The organism is Ruegeria sp. YTSA105 (assembly GCF_059610225.1).
Window position 1 is genome coordinate 23,743 of the sequence record NZ_JBXWNE010000012.1, and the last position, 14,921, is coordinate 38,663.

A 14,921-nucleotide genomic window follows, 5' to 3' on the forward strand; every position below is an offset into this window, starting at 1 on the left:
GACGCAGAACTGTCTCAGGCCAACAGCTCTCGGATCTCTTTGCCCTTCCACCGCATATGCATCCCGACCAGCCCCAACAGGGCGGTCAAGATCACGATGTAGTAGGGCAGTCGGATGTCGATACTCATCAACCCGCCGCCGATCAGGGACATGACGCCCCCAGCCAAACAGAAGACAGCCGTGGTCACCCCCATGACCCAGCCTTGATCGGTGTCGCTGACACTGGAGGAAAACAGGCCCAGCAGTGTCGGGTATGAGACGCCAAAGAAGAAATAGAAGAAAAAGACCGGGACATAGCTCAGCACACCGCTGGGGCTGAAGGCGAAACCAAGGCCGCTGATCACCATCACAACCAGTGAGACATAGATGATCTGGTGTTTACTGAACCGTTCCTGCGCAGGTTTGACCAGGAAGGTGCTGGAAAAGGCCAGCGCAACCCCAATGACGACCATGGCCATGCTGCCGCCGATGACCCCGTATCCAAATGCGCTGGTCAGGAAGTTGTCGACAAACACATAGAAGGTCACATTGGCGATCATGAACAGGCCATAGACCGGCATGATTTTCAGAACCATCGAATGTTCGCGCACCGCTATCAGGCTGTCGGTGATATCGCGGGGGCGAAAGACAAAGGGCTCACGCTCGGTCCGGGTATCCTTGAAATACGCGGCGACAAGGAAAATGGCGATCAATACCAGAACAAAGGCGCCGTAGAATGGCGTTTTCAGCGTCGCCGCGCTGCCCAGCAGGGCCGAGTCCGACAGGACCGCGCCAATAATGGGACCGCCAACCAGGCCAAAGCTGACACCTGTCACGATATAGCCCATGTTGCGGTCGCGGTCAGCGGCATCGGTGCTGCCGTCAATCATTGCCGCCTGCGCGATAGGCTGGTTGCCAGCCGTAAACCCGGTGATCGACCGGCCGACAATCAACAGCAGCAGGCTGTTGAAATACAGCGCGGCGATGGTCAGCGCATAACCTATCAATGCCCCTCCCAGACACACTAGCAGCGCGTTCTTGCGACCAATGGAATCTGAAACCTTAGAGACATAGACCACGCCCAGAAACCAGGACAGAAAGAAACAGCCAATCACCAAGCCGTAGTAGAAATGCCGGGTGCCCATGGCCGTGTTTTCAGGCAGGAACCCCGATTTCGTCTCCATGATCAGTGAGTTGATGATCGGAAAGACCAACCCTTGCCCGATCAGGTCGACAAACACGACAAACAGCAGGGTGATCTTGGCAATCTTGGTCATTTCCGCGCTCCGGGCCCTCAACGCTTTGAAATCACTGTACCAGAGGCCGGGCGCTTTACCTATGGAAAGCATTTGCAAACCGGGTGGGGCGTTGCTAACCAACGCTGCCGCTGTTGTTTTCGCCGTTGCGGTGATTACCTAGACCGCAGCCAACTTATGCCGACCGAAAGGACTGCCCCCGTGACCGACCTGACCCCGCGCGAGATTGTCTCGGAACTGGATCGCTTTATCATCGGGCAGAAGGATGCCAAGCGCGCGGTCGCCGTGGCGCTGCGTAATCGCTGGCGGCGCAAGCAACTGGCTGATGACATCCGGGATGAGGTTTATCCCAAGAATATCCTGATGATCGGCCCCACCGGCGTTGGCAAGACTGAGATCAGCCGGCGTTTGGCCAAGTTGGCCCGCGCACCTTTCATCAAGGTCGAGGCCACCAAATTCACCGAGGTTGGATATGTTGGCCGCGATGTGGAACAGATCGTGCGTGATCTGGCCGATGCCGCGATCCTGCAGACCCGTGAATTCATGCGTGAGGACGTCAAAGCCAAGGCCCATCAGGCCGCCGAAGACCGGGTGATTACTGCCATTGCCGGGGAAGACGCACGTGAGGGCACCCGCGAAATGTTCCGCAAAAAGCTCAAATCCGGAGAGCTGGACGACACAGTGATCGAGCTGGAACTGACGGATACCTCAAGCCAGATGCCGATGTTCGATATCCCTGGCCAACCGGGCAGTCAGATGGGGATGATGAATCTGGGCGATATTTTCGGCAAGGCCTTTGGCGGGCGCACCGTCAAGAAACGCCTGACCGTCGCCGAAAGCTATGACATGCTGATCGGGGAAGAGGCCGACAAACTGTTGGATGACGAAACCGTAAACCGCGCGGCGCTGGAATCGGTTGAACAGAACGGCATCGTGTTTCTGGACGAGATCGACAAGGTTTGCGCCCGTTCGGACGCACGCGGCGGTGATGTCAGCCGCGAGGGGGTGCAGCGTGACCTGTTGCCTCTGATCGAAGGCACAACCGTCTCCACCAAGCATGGGCCGGTCAAAACCGACCACATTCTTTTCATTGCCTCAGGCGCGTTTCATATTGCCAAACCGTCCGACCTGTTGCCGGAACTGCAGGGGCGCCTGCCGATCCGTGTCGAGCTGCGCGCACTGACCGAAGAGGATTTCGTCCGCATCCTGACCGAGACAGACAACGCGCTGACCCGCCAGTACACTGCCTTGATGGGCACCGAGGATGTCACGGTCAGCTTTACTGAGGACGGCATCGCAGCCCTGGCGAAAATCGCAGCGGATGTGAACCAAAGTGTCGAGAATATCGGCGCACGTCGACTTTACACCGTGATGGAGCGCGTATTCGAGGAATTGTCTTTCACAGCCCCCGATCAGGCCGGTTTGGAAATCACCGTGAATGCACAGTTCGTTGACGACAATCTTGGTGAGCTGACAAAGTCTACGGACCTCAGCCGTTACGTTCTGTAATATCTCCAGCCGGTTTTTGCCGGTCCGCGTCATTGACCCCGCTGGACCTGGGATCAGAATAGAGTAGCGTGTGCGCAAATTCCTTAGGGGGCGACAGGTGCTGCGCTATATTATTTTTGTCCTGACTGCGGCAACGCTTGCCGCATGTGTCGACCGGACCGTATCTCAAACCGTGCCCTCGGCACTGGACATTGGCACGCCCAAAACCATTTACGCAGCAACCACCCGCGCGCGCGAAGCGGACGGATCCTATGGGTACCGCCGCAGCGATCAGCTGCAATTTCTCGAGATGACGGTCTCGATTCCACCCAATCACACACCCGGGACATTGGATTTTTCCTATGCCGACCCGGACCCGGAAAATCAGTTCGTGATGGCTGATGAAGACGAGCTTGCCGGACCCCAGGGCCTTGCCTCGCGACTAAGAGGTGTGGACGAGGTTTCGATCTTTATCCACGGCTATAACACGACCCAGTCGGAAACAGTGTTCCGCGCCGCGCAGTTGGAACATGATCTGGAAATACCGGGTGAAACCATGGTCTATTCCTGGCCAAGCCAGGCAACGGGTTATGGCTATGCCTATGACATCGACAGCATGCTGTTCGCCCGTGATGGTCTGGAACAAACTGTTCGCCAGCTGAAATCAATGGGGGTCGATCGGGTTATCCTTGTGGCGCATTCCATGGGCACCGCCCTGACGATGGAGATGATGCGGCAGGCCGAGCTGCGCGAACCGGGCTGGTCGCATCGGAATATCGAAGGGGTTGTTCTGATCGCACCGGATCTGGATGTCGATCTGTTCCGGTCGCAGATGGACAGCATCAAAACGCTGCCTGACCCGTTCATTGTGATGATCTCACGCAAAGACAGGCTGCTGAGTATATCCGCACGCCTGCGCGGTACCGCCAAAAGCGAACGTCTGGGAAATATCAGCTCGGCCGATGCGCTGTCCGAATATAAGATCAGTATTCTGGATACGACCGCCTTCAACAGCGATGCCGGGTCGTCTCATTTCGTGGCTGCAACCTCTCCGGCGCTTTTGGCGATTATCAATTCCGCCCGCCGGGTCAGCAGTACCTTTGGCAGGCAACGCGGGATTGACGTGATCGCCCCCGCCGAGGTCCGCAACCCGACCGGGGCGACCGAGATTGAGCTGACCGAGACCGGGCAGGCCAAGGTCAGCTCTCCGTAATGTCCTTTCACCTGGGGCATTATCTGAAAGCAAATGCCTCATGGCTTGGCGCCGGAGTTCTGCTGACTTTTCTGTCCTGTTTTGGGCAAACGTTCTTCATCTCGATCTTTTCCGGCGAAATTCGTGCGGCGTTCGGGCTGAGCCATGGGGCCTGGGGTGGGATCTATTCGCTGGGTACAACCGCATCCGCCATCATCATGATCTGGGCGGGCGGGCTTACGGATATCTTCCGGGTGCGTGTGCTCGGCCCCGCTGTCCTGGCTGGGCTAGCCGTGGCGGCGCTAGCGATGGCGTTGAACCGCTGGCTGATCCTGCTACCGCTGGTGATCTTCCTGTTGCGCCTGTTCGGGCAGGGGATGAGCACCCATCTTGCCTTGGTCGCGATGGCGCGTTGGTTTACCACAACGCGCGGCAAGGCCTTGTCGATCGCCTCGGTCGGATTTGCGGTTGGTGAAGCGCTTTTGCCCGTAATCTTTGTCGCTGCGATGGTGTTTTTGGATTGGCGCCTGCTCTGGATCATCTCGGCATGTATTTGTGTGGCCGGCATTCCGATTCTGCTGCGCTTGCTTCGGCAAGAGCGCACACCGCAAAGTCTGGCCAGCGAGTACTCGGCGGCAGGTATGCAGGGGCGGCACTGGACACGCACCGACGCTTTGCTGAACCCGTTGTTCTGGTTCATGGCCCCCGCTTTGCTGGGTCCTTCTGCCTTTATTACCGCCTTCTTCTTTCATCAGGTCCACCTCGCCGAGGTCAAAGGCTGGCAACATATCGAGTTGGTGGCGCTGTTTCCCGTCTACACAGGTGTTTCCCTGATCTCGATGTTTGTCGCGGGATGGGCGCTGGATAAATGGGGAACCGCCCGGATGATGCCCTTTTATCAGGTGCCGATAGCTATCGGGTTCATGTTGGCGTCTGCAAGCACCTCGATTGGGGGTGCGGTTGCTGCATTGATCTTTCTGGGGCTTACCGTCGGCGCAAACAGCACCTTGCCCAGTGCGTTCTGGGCGGAATTCTATGGAACCCGTCATATTGGCGCGATCAAGGCCATGGCCACTGCGGTCATGGTCCTTGGGTCGGCGATTGGCCCCGGACTGACCGGCGTGTTGATTGATCAGGGGGTTCCTCTGGACACGCAGTTCCTGTGGATCGGCGTCTTCTTCCTGCTGGTTTGTCTGCTGACCTGGATTGGCATCAGCCGCGCCGCACGCACGCTTTAGCGACTGCGGCGCAGATAGACGTAATAGGCCCCGTCGCCACCATGGCTGATATGCGCGGGCGTCACCTGCATCACAGCCTGTGCCAAGGGCGGCAGTGACAGCCATTGCGGTACCTGATTGCGCAAGACGCCGCGCGGAGTGGGGATGGGGCCGGGCTCGTCCCGGTCCTTGCCTTTGCCGGTCACCACCAGAACCAGACGCTTGCCCGAAGCCTGCGCCGTCAGCACAAAGCGCACCAGCGCCGGATAGGCCGTGTCCATCCGCAAGCCATGCAGGTCCAACTTGCCCTCGGGCCGGAGCTTGCCACGTTTCATCCGGGCAAAAGCCTTGCTGTCCATTTGCACTGGGTTGGCGCGTAACCCTTCGGTAACGGATGGTTTCAACACATGCCGTACACCCCTGCCAGCCGCGTTCTGCCCGACTTCAAACGCCTCGATCCGGGGCTTAAAGGTCTTTGTCGGTTTCGGCTTGGGCAATGAGGTGGGGTGCACCGACTGCGGGAGTTCGGGATGCAGGCGATCTGCCTGTTTGGTCACCTTGCGCCACAGATCCATTTCGTCAGGGGTCAATTTGCGGCGCGACATCAGAACTCGTCCGGTAAAAGAGCATATGCGCGCTGAATCGGCAGCAGAACCACCATGCGACCCGGATCTTTCAGGCGCCCCGCTGCGGCCCCTGCGGCATCGCCGGTTCCAAAGAAAATATCAGCCCGTTGTGCGCCCTTGATGGCCGACCCGGTATCCTGAGCGATCATCAGCCTGCGCAAAGGGTCCTTGCCGTCCTTTTCGACCCAGACTGGAGCACCCAGCGGTGTGTATGCCGGATCGGCGGCAATGCTGCGCATGGTGGTAACCGAACGGTTCATCGCACCCAGAGGGCCAAATTCCGGTGCAACACGATTCACCTCGCGGAAGAACACATAAGACGGGTTGTGAAACAGCAATTCGGTACCCGCCTCGGGATTCTTGCGGACCCAGGATTTGATCATCTGCGCACTGACCTGATGCGCACCCAGGGCACCGCGCCGGATCAGTTCGGACCCGATCGAACGATAAGGATGCCCGTTGGCACCCCCATAACCGACCCGCAGCGCCTTCCCATCGGGCAACCGGATACGACCTGAACCCTGAATCTGCAGAAAGAACAGCTCGACTGGGTCGTCCACCCAGGCGATTTCAAGACCGCGGCCCTGCATGACATCACCGGTCAGCAGATCGCGACGGGATAACCATTTTTCGGCTCCGCGCGCCTCAGGAGGCATTTTATAGATCGGGTATTTATACCGCTCCGATCTGGTTTTGGACCCGTCCAGTTCGGGTTCAAAATAGCCTGTGAACAGGCCATCCTTCCCGTCTTCGACCAGAACGGGACGGAAGAACAGCTCAAAAAATGACCGGGCCGCATCGGGCTTATAGGTGCGTGCCACGCCGCACAATGCCTGCCAGTCCGGATCATCCAGATCACCGCACGTGTTCAGAAAAACCGAAAGGGCCGCCCCGTGATCATCGGCGGCCCAACCATTCAGGTCATCATAGGACAGTATGGATCGTGTCACCTCGGCACTGGCAGAGGTGGTCATGACAGCCACCAGGAAAAGCGACCGAAACGCTGCAATCATGCGTCCGTGGCAACAAGCAGCCAGTTCGGATCGTCCGAGCCCATAACGCGGGCAAAGGTCCAGCTGTCCTTTTGACGTTTAACCGTGTTTGGGTTGCCCTCGATGATATCGCCACCACGATCCCGCACGGCCGAAGTCAGCTCACCAACAAATTTCATGGTGATTTCGGCCTGGTTGGTATCCTTGTCAAAGCTCACATCTGCCAGTGTGGTTTCGCGCACACCGATAAATTCGGCCTCGATGGTCAGCCCCTGATCCTCGCGCGCGGCAACGACCGAAACAAAGGTTTCAAATACCTCTTCCGACAGGAAGGGCTGGATTTCGTCCAGATTGCCCTTTTCGAACCCCATGACGATCATCTCATAAGCGCCGCGAGAGCCCTGAACAAATTCACCCACCGAAAAGCCCGGCTCGATCCGTTTCATAGCGGATAGGGTCTGCGCCTGTTCGCTGTCCTCGGGCACGTGATCGGTAATGTCGTGATCTGGCCCACCCTCAATCACCTCAAAATCACGGCGCGACTTATTGGCTTCGGACTGTTGTTGAAGCGGGGGTTTCTCAAAACCCTCACGTGTACCCAGTACGCTTTTCAGGCGCAGGATCAGGAAAACGGCAATTCCGGCCAGGACCAGCAACTGGATCATTGGTTCGTTCATTTCATCCTCTTGGTCAGACCGCGACTTTGTATACACGGCCTCTTGCCACTATGTAGGTGACAGTTCGGGACAAGTCTACCGCCCGACCTGCAGTAAAGGATAATGCAAATGTACCTGTTCCTGGCTTTTTTACTTGTTCCGATCATCGAAATCGGCCTGTTCATTCAGGTTGGTGGGCTAATCGGACTGTGGCCAACCCTTGCGATCGTGGTTCTAACGGCCGTTCTGGGTACCGCTTTGGTGCGGACACAAGGTCGCATGGCGTTGGAAAACCTGCAACGATCCTTTGCAGAGCTTGACGACCCGACCGAACCTTTGGCCCATGGCGCGATGATCTTGCTGTCTGGTGTCTTGCTGCTGACACCGGGGTTTTTCACCGATGCCGTTGGATTTGCGCTGTTAATCCCTGGCGTCCGGGTCTCTGTATTCCGTTATCTCCGCTCGAAGGTCACAATCACGCAGTTTCAGATGGGCGGCGGGACGCAGTTCAGGACCGAGCCCCAAGCATCGACCCAGGGCGATGTGATCGACGGTGAATACACCGAGGTTCGCCCCCGTCAGAACCCGTCAAAGCCATCGAAATGGGTCGAAGGGCCGCACCAGCATTGAGGTGCCTCGCCCAACTTGCTAAGCAGTGGCGAATTTCAGTTTCGGAGTAGACCCATGGCCGAAGACGGCGCCCAAGAAAACACCGCGGCCCAGACCGCACCCCAGATCCAGATGCGCGTTCTGGGACAATTCATTCGCGATATGTCCTTTGAAAACGTGATGGCGCAAAAAGGCGTGTCTGGCGATGTCCAGCCCGAGATCGCGGTTCAAGTCAATCTGGACGCCAAAAAGCGCCCGGCTGAGCATCAATACGAGGTGTCGATCAAGCTGAACCTCAAATCCAAAGCCAAGGGCATGGAAGACATCCTGTTCCTGTGCGAGCTGGATTATTGCGGCCTTTTCCATGTGGAAGGTGTCGCCGAAGACCAGCTGCATCCGTTCCTGATGATCGAATGCCCGCGCATGCTGTTCCCGTTCCTGCGACGCATCGTCAGCGACATCACGCGCGATGGAGGATACCCGCCGGTTAACCTGGACAATATTGATTTTGTCAGCCTGTACCGGAATGAATTGATGCGTCGCCAAGCCGAGACGCAAAAGACTCAGGCCTAATCAGCCCTCCCCGCGCCGGAGTGATCTCAGGCGCGGGACCAAAGGGCGTTTTCGCCCAGTTTATCAATAAATTTCTCATGCGCCGCGCGTTCGTCTTGGGTGATCCGGGACGGCAAGGCATCTTTACGCGGCGATGGCCGCCACTCTTCTGCTCCGCCAACCGAAGAAGACGCAGAGGTCGACAGCCCGAAATCTGGCTGACGTCCGCCGATCAGCTCAAGATAGACCTCAGCGAGAATTTCAGAGTCGAGCAACGCCCCGTGCAAGACCCGGTTCGAGTTGTCTATGTTGAACCGCCGGCACAACGCATCCAGCGAGGCGGGCGAGCCCGGAAACCGTTTGCGCGCAATCGCCAGCGTATCCAGCGCCTGATCCATCGGGATCGGCGGCAGACCCATCCAGCCCAGCTCGGCATTCAGAAATTTCATGTCGAATGACGCATTGTGGATCACCAGTTTCGAGTCAGCGACAAAATCCCGAAACCCCTGACCAACCTTGGCAAAAACCGGCTTGTCCTTCAGCGTGACCTGACCTTTTTCCACCGGCCGGGGCGGTTCCAGCAGGTCCGGACCAATGCCATGCACGCCAAACGCCTCTTCGGGCATGAACCGTTGGGGGTTGATATAGACGTGATAGGTCTCGCCCGTGGCGACGTGATTCCAAAGCTCAACCGCACCGATTTCCACAATCCGGTCGCCGCTTTCAGGATCAAAGCCTGTGGTTTCTGTATCGAGTACGATCTCACGCATCTGTCAGCCCTGCCCGTATCTGTCTGACCACATCCTGCACTTGCGCGCGGGCGTGGTCCAGACTGTCCGTGACGATCACAAAATCAGACCGCGCGCATTTTTCGTCATTCGGCATCTGCTTGGCTTTGATCTGCTCGAACTGCGCCTCGGTCATGGTGCCGCGGTCCATCACGCGGCGTTTCTGCTCATCCGCCGGGATCGAAACGCAAGCAACCGCATCCATCGCCGCATCTCCATCGGTTTCAAATAGCAGGGGAATATCGAAAACCAGAATATCTGCGGTGGCTTGTTCCCGGAACACCGCTCGATCCGCCGCCACCAGCGGGTGAACAATGGCCTCAATCGCTTTCAGCGCCGCTGGGTCTGCCGAAATGAACCGTTTCAATACTTCCCGGCTAACCGCGCCGTCGATAATGGCCTCAGGAAACGCCCTACGCATCGGCTTGATCGCTGTCCCGCCACGCGCGTATAGCCGATGCACGGCGGCATCTGCGTCCCACAACGCACAGCCTTCGTCGACGAACATGCTGGCAGTTGTGCTTTTTCCCATGCCGATAGAACCGGTCAGGCCAAGTGCAAAGCTCATCCCAGCACCGCAGCACGCAAATCAGAAGTGACTTCAGGGCGCACCCCAAACCAGCTTTCAAATCCAGGTACGGCCTGATGCAACAACATGCCAAGGCCATCTACGGGTGTGCATCCCGCCTGTTCTGCTGTTTGCAGCAAACGTGTCTTAAGTGGCGCATAGACCAGATCGGTGACTATGGCACCGGGCTGTAACCCGTCCAGAGGCACCCGCAGCTCGGGCTGGCCGTGCATCCCAAGCGAACTTGTGTTGACCACAAGTTCCGCATCTTCAACCACGTTGCCCGCTTTCAACCAATCCACCACCGTTATGGTCGTGCCAAACTCTTCCTTCAGGCGATCTGCACGTGAGCGCGTCCGATTGGTCAACAAAATCTCGGGCACACCGGCATCGACCAACGCTTGAAGAACCGCACGCGCGGCGCCTCCGGCACCAAAGACAACCGCGGGGCCATCCGCTGGAATCCAATCTGGGGCGCCGCTGCGCAGGTTCTGCATGAACCCGTACCCATCGGTGTTATCCGCATGGATCGAACCGTCGGGCTGAAACACAAGCGTATTAGCAGCCCCGATCTGCCTGGCCCGGTCCGAAGCCGTATCCGCCAGATCCAAGGCCACCTCTTTATGGGGCACTGTGATGTTGGCCCCGACAAATCCGGCTTTGGGCAAGGTTCGTAGAACAGCCTCAAGATCATCCGGTGCGACATCCATGGGGATATAGTGACCGGCCAGGCCATAAGTTTTCAGCCAATGGCCATGCAGTATTGGGGATTTCGAATGGGAAATCGGATGCCCGATCACACCCGCCAGCGGGATCTGCTTACCACTCATTGATCAATCACCCCTTTGACCGCAAGAAAATTCAACAGCTCCAATAGGGGCATACCCAAAACGTTAAAATAGTCACCGTCAATGGTTGCGAACAGCCGCACGCCTTCTTCCTCAAGCTTATAGGCCCCGACAGCGTGGCGGATGCTGTCCCAGTTGCGCGCAACATAGTCGCGTAGATAGGCGTCCGAACTCATCCTCATCCGCAGGCGCACCTGACCAACATGTCGCCAGATCGGCTCGCCATTCTGATAGATGACGGCTGCGGATAACAGCATATGCCGCTTGCCCCGCATCGCTTTGAGCTGCGCCAGCGCATCCTCGGGCGATTGCGGTTTGGACAAAAGCTGACCTTCGAAATCCAGCACCTGATCACATCCCAGAACCATCGGCCCCGGCACCTTGTCGCTGACCTTGCGGGCTTTCATCTCTGCCAGAGTATCGGCAATATCACGTGGAGATGCCTCTTCGGCCAGCAAAGCCCGTTTGGCGGTCTCTTCGTCCACGCGTGCAGTTTGAACGGTAAACCGCACGCCCGCATTCTCTAGCAACTGCGCGCGAATGGATGACCCCGAGGCCAATATGATGGGGACAGAAATGTGGAAAACCCCCTGAGCAAATGGTTGATCGTTCAAGGATGGTTTGTATGGTTTTCCTGTTGACACGCAAGCCCGGTGTTTTCGCGGAAAACTTCTATGAGTCGCCCGAACCCTGTCCAGTCTGGACAAGGATAACTTTGAACATCGGGACAAGCGGGATATCCCAGCTTATTCATCAAGTTATCCCCTGAATTCTACGTCCTATATAATCATAACATATTGTTTTATTGTTGTTTTTTATGAAATCAACAGTATTACCCAGTTCTCAGGTGAAACTATCCACCTGGGGAAAACAGATGGGTAAATAAGTAATCCACGGAATTTGATCTCCCTACAAAACCATCATCCTTTCTCTTTTCCTATTTTTTTTATAGGGAGAGATCCAAACCACGCCCGGAGCTGGAATGACTGATCTTCTTTTCACCATCTATCCTTGGGTGAAGTCCCTGCACATCATGGCCGTGATCTCTTGGATGGCTGGTTTGTTCTATCTGCCAAGATTGTACGTCTATCACGTAGAAAAAGCCCAAGGCGTTGACGGGGCGCAGGAGATCTTCTTTGAAATGGAAGAAAAGCTGCTGCGGGTGATCATGCGCCCGGCGATGTACGTGGCCTGGGCCTGCGGCCTGATCATGGTATTCACTCCAGGCATAGTCGGCTGGGATTTTGCCTGGCCCTGGGTCAAAGGCGCAGCAGTGATTGCGATGACTTGGTTCCACTACTGGCTGATGGTACGTCGAAAGGACTTCTTAGAGGGCCGAAATACGCTCACTGGGCGGCAGTATCGCATGATGAACGAGGTGCCTACCATATTGATGGTTATCATCGTTCTGGCGGTCGTTCTGAAGTTCTGAGCAGCTATTTGACTCTTTGTAGGTAAGCGCTTATTTATCGCGTAACACGCCCGTCCGGGCGGCGTATCTTCCGTATCGAAATTCCAGTCCGAGCCGCATCCATGCGGCCAAGGTTCTTATCATCATGTCTAATGAATCCCTCAATCTGGCCGATCTGAAAGCCAAAAGCCCCAAAGACCTTTTGGCGATGGCCGAAGAGCTTGAGATCGAAAACGCCTCGACCATGCGAAAAGGCGAGATGATGTTCCAGATTCTGCGCGAACGCGCAGATGAAGGCTGGACCGTGGGCGGCGATGGCGTACTTGAGGTTCTGCAAGATGGGTTCGGGTTCCTGCGTTCGCCCGAGGCGAACTATTTGCCCGGTCCTGATGATATCTATGTCTCGCCAGAAATGATCCGCCAGCATTCGTTGCGCACCGGTGATACGGTCGAAGGTGATATCAAGGCGCCGGACGAGAACGAACGGTATTTCGCACTGATCAAGGTCACCAAGATCAATTTCGAAGATCCCGAGAAAGCCAGGCATAAAGTTGCTTTCGACAACCTGACACCGCTTTATCCGGATGAGCGCCTGAAGATGGAAGTCGAAGATCCAACCATCAAGGACAAGTCCGCCCGTGTCATCGATCTGGTTTCACCGATCGGTAAAGGTCAGCGGTCGTTGATTGTGGCACCGCCACGGACCGGTAAGACGGTGATCCTGCAGAATATTGCGAACTCAATCGAAAAGAACCACCCTGAGTGCTATCTGATCGTCCTACTGATCGACGAGCGGCCGGAAGAGGTGACCGACATGCAGCGTTCGGTGAAGGGCGAGGTCGTGTCGTCGACCTTTGACGAACCCGCCACCCGCCACGTTGCCGTATCTGAGATGGTTATCGAAAAAGCCAAGCGTTTGGTCGAGCATAAACGAGATGTTGTTATTCTTCTCGACTCGATCACAAGACTTGGTAGGGCATTTAACACCGTGGTTCCATCCTCGGGTAAGGTTCTGACCGGCGGTGTGGATGCAAACGCTCTGCAACGGCCTAAGCGATTCTTTGGTGCGGCACGGAATATCGAAGAAGGCGGCTCGCTGACCATCATCGCCACTGCGCTGATTGATACCGGCAGCCGGATGGACGAAGTCATCTTCGAAGAATTCAAAGGCACCGGTAACTCGGAAATTGTTCTGGATCGTAAGATCGCAGATAAGCGCGTGTTCCCGGCTATCGACATCCTCAAATCCGGTACGCGGAAAGAGGATTTGCTGGTCGATAAGGGTGATCTGGCCAAGACCTTTGTTCTGCGCCGTATCCTGAACCCGATGGGCACTACCGATGCGATCGAGTTCCTGTTGTCCAAGTTGAAACAGACCAAGACAAATGGCGAGTTCTTCGATTCGATGAACACCTGACACAGGTCCTGGACGCAAGCGAGGCGGTCGAATGGATACGATATTCGCCTTGGCCAGCGCGCAAGGCAAGGCAGGGGTGGCGGTCATCCGTCTCTCGGGCCCCTTGGCGCATCCTGCCGCGGCTGCTCTTTCCGGTGCTGCTTTGCCCTCCCGCGGGATGCGGGTGCGCAGCCTGTATGGCAAAGACGGATCGCGCCTGGATGATGGGGTAGTTCTGACCTTCCAGGCCCCGGCCAGCTTTACTGGCGAAGACGTGGCAGAGCTACAGATTCACGGCAGTACAGCGGCGGTCAACGCCGTCATGCGCTGCCTTGCGGACATGGACGGTTTGCGCCTGGCCGATCCCGGGGAATTCACCCGCCGTGCCTTGGAAAACGGCAAAATGGATTTGACACAGGTCGAGGGCCTTGCCGATCTGATCGACGCTGAGACAGAAGCTCAACGCAAGCAAGCACAGATCATTCTGGCCGGAGAGCTTGGGAATTTGGCTGAACGCTGGCGGCGCGATTTGATTCGCGCCGCATCGCTGCTTGAGGCAGTGATTGATTTTGCCGATGAAGAGGTGCCAACCGATGTTACCCCTGAAGTGCGCCAGTTGATCACAGATGTCATTGCAGATCTACAACGTGAAGCTGAAGGGGTTCGTATTGCGGAACGCATTCGAACCGGGTTCGAGGTTGCGATTGTTGGCTTGCCAAATGCTGGAAAGTCGACATTGCTGAATGCTCTGGCCGGTCGCGAAGCAGCGATCACGTCGGAATATGCCGGCACCACGCGCGATGTGATTGAAGTTCGAATGGACCTTGAGGGACTTCCCGTTACTTTGTTGGATACAGCGGGCTTGCGGGAAACCGACGATCACGTCGAAATCCTGGGAATTGAGCGGGCCAAAAAGCGCGCCGAGGCCGCCGATCTGCGCGTATTTCTGACAGATGATCCAAAAGAGCTGGGCGTTCAGCTGTTGGAGGGAGATATTCAGGTTCTTCCGAAATCCGATCTGAGAAACAGTTCTGATGAAGGAATCTCAGGGAAAACCGGGCAGGGTGTGGATCGGTTGATTTCCAACATATCGCGTGTTTTAGGTGATCGTACTACTACCCATGGTATCGCTACGCGTGAAAGGCATCGTATAGCGCTGATCACAGCGCGCGATGCACTTAGTGCTGCAATCGCTGTTCTGGAATCAGGTCCCGACCTGTATGATATCGCAGCCGAGGAACTGAGAACCGCGATCCGCGCTTTGGAAGCTCTGGTTGGCAGAATTGGTGTAGAAGACTTGTTGGATGAAATATTCTCAAGCTTCTGCCTGGGAAAGTAAGGAG

16 protein-coding genes are annotated in these 14,921 nt (G+C 56.6%); 8 read left to right on the forward strand and 8 right to left on the reverse strand.

Going from position 1 to position 14,921, the window contains the following annotated elements; all coding sequences use genetic code 11:
• Positions 1 to 14 precede the first annotated feature (14 nt).
• The gene (locus AC2FH2_RS14690; RefSeq protein WP_496824127.1) at positions 15 to 1,256 is read right to left on the reverse strand and encodes an MFS transporter; all 1,242 of its coding nucleotides are present in this window, start codon (positions 1,254 to 1,256) and stop codon (positions 15 to 17) included.
• A 180-nt stretch (positions 1,257 to 1,436) separates the two neighbouring features.
• Here AC2FH2_RS14690 and hslU point away from each other — a divergent pair, with 180 nt between their 5' ends.
• The 3 genes from hslU (at position 1,437) to AC2FH2_RS14705 (ending at position 5,153) form a co-directional block, all read left to right on the forward strand.
• Entirely contained in the window at positions 1,437 to 2,744 is a 1,308-nt protein-coding gene (gene hslU, locus AC2FH2_RS14695; RefSeq protein WP_142637444.1) for an ATP-dependent protease ATPase subunit HslU, read from the forward strand.
• Between the two features lie 97 nt (positions 2,745 to 2,841).
• Positions 2,842 to 3,936, forward strand: a complete 1,095-nt coding sequence (locus tag AC2FH2_RS14700) for an alpha/beta hydrolase (RefSeq protein WP_142637442.1) — start codon at positions 2,842 to 2,844, stop codon at positions 3,934 to 3,936.
• Entirely contained in the window at positions 3,936 to 5,153 is a 1,218-nt protein-coding gene (locus AC2FH2_RS14705; RefSeq protein ID WP_496824129.1) for an MFS transporter, read from the forward strand. The genes AC2FH2_RS14700 and AC2FH2_RS14705 overlap by 1 nt, the downstream gene beginning before the upstream one ends.
• Here AC2FH2_RS14705 and AC2FH2_RS14710 read toward each other — a convergent pair.
• Genes AC2FH2_RS14710 through AC2FH2_RS14720 form a run of 3 tightly spaced genes read right to left on the reverse strand, consistent with a single transcriptional unit; the run spans position 5,150 to position 7,427 of the window.
• A complete protein-coding gene (locus AC2FH2_RS14710) occupies positions 5,150 to 5,737 on the reverse strand; it encodes a Smr/MutS family protein (protein ID WP_271950630.1) in 588 nt (195 codons plus the stop codon). The two genes, AC2FH2_RS14705 and AC2FH2_RS14710, sit on opposite strands and share 4 nt — an antisense overlap.
• A complete protein-coding gene (gene mltA / locus AC2FH2_RS14715) occupies positions 5,737 to 6,771 on the reverse strand; it encodes a murein transglycosylase A (protein ID WP_282027493.1) in 1,035 nt (344 codons plus the stop codon). The genes AC2FH2_RS14710 and mltA overlap by 1 nt, the downstream gene beginning before the upstream one ends.
• Positions 6,768 to 7,427, reverse strand: coding sequence for a Tim44/TimA family putative adaptor protein (locus AC2FH2_RS14720; RefSeq protein ID WP_142637434.1), 660 nt, complete (start codon positions 7,425 to 7,427; stop codon positions 6,768 to 6,770). Before AC2FH2_RS14720 ends, mltA begins: the two co-directional genes overlap by 4 nt.
• A gap of 108 nt (positions 7,428 to 7,535) precedes the next feature.
• Here AC2FH2_RS14720 and AC2FH2_RS14725 point away from each other — a divergent pair, with 108 nt between their 5' ends.
• Both AC2FH2_RS14725 and secB read left to right on the forward strand, forming a co-directional pair.
• Positions 7,536 to 8,036, forward strand: coding sequence for an FxsA family protein (locus AC2FH2_RS14725; RefSeq protein WP_496690198.1), 501 nt, complete (start codon positions 7,536 to 7,538; stop codon positions 8,034 to 8,036).
• A 54-nt stretch (positions 8,037 to 8,090) separates the two neighbouring features.
• Positions 8,091 to 8,588, forward strand: coding sequence for a protein-export chaperone SecB (gene secB, locus AC2FH2_RS14730; RefSeq protein ID WP_142637430.1), 498 nt, complete (start codon positions 8,091 to 8,093; stop codon positions 8,586 to 8,588).
• A 26-nt stretch (positions 8,589 to 8,614) separates the two neighbouring features.
• Here the strand turns inward: secB and dnaQ are convergent, their stop codons facing one another.
• From dnaQ to AC2FH2_RS14750, 4 genes are read right to left on the reverse strand one after another with little or no spacing between them, the layout of a single operon-like run.
• Positions 8,615 to 9,337: a DNA polymerase III subunit epsilon gene (dnaQ, locus tag AC2FH2_RS14735; protein WP_271950625.1), complete on the reverse strand. Its 723-nt coding sequence runs from the start codon at positions 9,335 to 9,337 to the stop codon at positions 8,615 to 8,617.
• The gene (gene coaE / locus AC2FH2_RS14740) at positions 9,330 to 9,923 is read right to left on the reverse strand and encodes a dephospho-CoA kinase (protein ID WP_496824132.1); all 594 of its coding nucleotides are present in this window, start codon (positions 9,921 to 9,923) and stop codon (positions 9,330 to 9,332) included. Before coaE ends, dnaQ begins: the two co-directional genes overlap by 8 nt.
• The gene (locus AC2FH2_RS14745) at positions 9,920 to 10,753 is read right to left on the reverse strand and encodes a shikimate dehydrogenase (protein WP_271950622.1); all 834 of its coding nucleotides are present in this window, start codon (positions 10,751 to 10,753) and stop codon (positions 9,920 to 9,922) included. Before AC2FH2_RS14745 ends, coaE begins: the two co-directional genes overlap by 4 nt.
• Positions 10,750 to 11,349, reverse strand: a complete 600-nt coding sequence (locus AC2FH2_RS14750; RefSeq protein ID WP_142637605.1) for a Maf family protein — start codon at positions 11,347 to 11,349, stop codon at positions 10,750 to 10,752. Before AC2FH2_RS14750 ends, AC2FH2_RS14745 begins: the two co-directional genes overlap by 4 nt.
• A gap of 404 nt (positions 11,350 to 11,753) precedes the next feature.
• On the opposite strand from AC2FH2_RS14750, the gene AC2FH2_RS14755 reads away from it, so the two are divergent.
• The 3 genes from AC2FH2_RS14755 (at position 11,754) to mnmE (ending at position 14,917) form a co-directional block, all read left to right on the forward strand.
• The gene (locus tag AC2FH2_RS14755; RefSeq protein WP_142637422.1) at positions 11,754 to 12,203 is read left to right on the forward strand and encodes a CopD family protein; all 450 of its coding nucleotides are present in this window, start codon (positions 11,754 to 11,756) and stop codon (positions 12,201 to 12,203) included.
• Between the two features lie 124 nt (positions 12,204 to 12,327).
• Positions 12,328 to 13,599, forward strand: a complete 1,272-nt coding sequence (gene rho, locus AC2FH2_RS14760) for a transcription termination factor Rho (protein WP_142637421.1) — start codon at positions 12,328 to 12,330, stop codon at positions 13,597 to 13,599.
• Positions 13,600 to 13,630: 31 nt separating this feature from the next.
• Positions 13,631 to 14,917 carry a tRNA uridine-5-carboxymethylaminomethyl(34) synthesis GTPase MnmE gene (gene mnmE, locus AC2FH2_RS14765; RefSeq protein WP_496824134.1) on the forward strand — a complete coding sequence of 429 codons (1,287 nt, stop codon included), beginning with the start codon at positions 13,631 to 13,633 and terminating at the stop codon, positions 14,915 to 14,917.
• Positions 14,918 to 14,921: the final 4 nt, after the last annotated feature.

What these genes read in the sequence shown, in the direction of transcription:
- secB (WP_142637430.1), top strand. Translation starts at nt 8,091, where the DNA reads ATGGCCGAAGACGGCGCCCAAGAAAACACCGCGGCCCAGACCGCACCC.
- mnmE (WP_496824134.1), top strand. Translation starts at nt 13,631, where the DNA reads ATGGATACGATATTCGCCTTGGCCAGCGCGCAAGGCAAGGCAGGGGTG.
- coaE (WP_496824132.1), bottom strand. Translation starts at nt 9,923, where the DNA reads ATGAGCTTTGCACTTGGCCTGACCGGTTCTATCGGCATGGGAAAAAGC.
- AC2FH2_RS14720 (WP_142637434.1), bottom strand. Translation starts at nt 7,427, where the DNA reads ATGAACGAACCAATGATCCAGTTGCTGGTCCTGGCCGGAATTGCCGTT.
- AC2FH2_RS14690 (WP_496824127.1), bottom strand. Translation starts at nt 1,256, where the DNA reads ATGACCAAGATTGCCAAGATCACCCTGCTGTTTGTCGTGTTTGTCGAC.
- dnaQ (WP_271950625.1), bottom strand. Translation starts at nt 9,337, where the DNA reads ATGCGTGAGATCGTACTCGATACAGAAACCACAGGCTTTGATCCTGAA.
- AC2FH2_RS14710 (WP_271950630.1), bottom strand. Translation starts at nt 5,737, where the DNA reads ATGTCGCGCCGCAAATTGACCCCTGACGAAATGGATCTGTGGCGCAAG.
- AC2FH2_RS14705 (WP_496824129.1), top strand. Translation starts at nt 3,936, where the DNA reads ATGTCCTTTCACCTGGGGCATTATCTGAAAGCAAATGCCTCATGGCTT.
- AC2FH2_RS14725 (WP_496690198.1), top strand. Translation starts at nt 7,536, where the DNA reads ATGTACCTGTTCCTGGCTTTTTTACTTGTTCCGATCATCGAAATCGGC.
- rho (WP_142637421.1), top strand. Translation starts at nt 12,328, where the DNA reads ATGTCTAATGAATCCCTCAATCTGGCCGATCTGAAAGCCAAAAGCCCC.
- AC2FH2_RS14755 (WP_142637422.1), top strand. Translation starts at nt 11,754, where the DNA reads ATGACTGATCTTCTTTTCACCATCTATCCTTGGGTGAAGTCCCTGCAC.
- AC2FH2_RS14745 (WP_271950622.1), bottom strand. Translation starts at nt 10,753, where the DNA reads ATGAGTGGTAAGCAGATCCCGCTGGCGGGTGTGATCGGGCATCCGATT.
- mltA (WP_282027493.1), bottom strand. Translation starts at nt 6,771, where the DNA reads ATGATTGCAGCGTTTCGGTCGCTTTTCCTGGTGGCTGTCATGACCACC.